1 protein-coding gene is annotated in these 551 nt (G+C 59.5%); it reads right to left on the minus strand.

Annotation, left to right across the window (positions count from 1 at the left end):
- The coding region (locus tag CLH61_RS18250) for an electron transfer flavoprotein subunit beta/FixA family protein (RefSeq protein ID WP_211289150.1) at positions 1-551 on the minus strand (551 nt) is incomplete at both ends.

Below are 551 nucleotides of genomic sequence, written 5' to 3' on the forward strand. Positions count from 1 at the left end.
TTCATGATGTTCGGCAGCGACGCGTAACGCGGCTCGTTCAGACGCAGGTCGGTAGTCACCACCGCCGGCAGGTTCAGCGCTACGGTCATCAGGCCGCCGTCTACTTCGCGGGTTACGTTGACCTTGTCGCCCTCAACCACCACCGCGGAGGCGAAGGTACCCTGACCCATGCCCGTCAGCGCAGCCAGCATCTGGCCGGTCTGGTTGTTGTCGGAATCGATGGACTGCTTGCCCAGAATGACCAGCTTCGGCGCTTCTTTCTCGACAACCGCCTTCAGCAGCTTGGCCGCTTCCAGAGACTGGACTTCTGCGTCGGTCTCGATGTGGATGCCACGGTCAGCGCCCAGTGCCAGAGCGGTACGGATTTGCTCCTGGGCAGCCTTCGGGCCAATGGATACAACGACGATTTCGCTGGCAACACCCTTTTCCTTCAGGCGAACCGCTTCTTCAACCGCGATTTCGCAGAACGGGTTCATTGCCATCTTGACGTTGGCAAGATCAACACCGGTGTTGTCCGGCTTGACCCGCACCTTGACGTTGTAGTCGATAAC

The organism is Marinobacter profundi (assembly GCF_002744715.1).
Classification (GTDB): Bacteria; Pseudomonadota; Gammaproteobacteria; order Pseudomonadales; family Oleiphilaceae; genus Marinobacter; species Marinobacter profundi.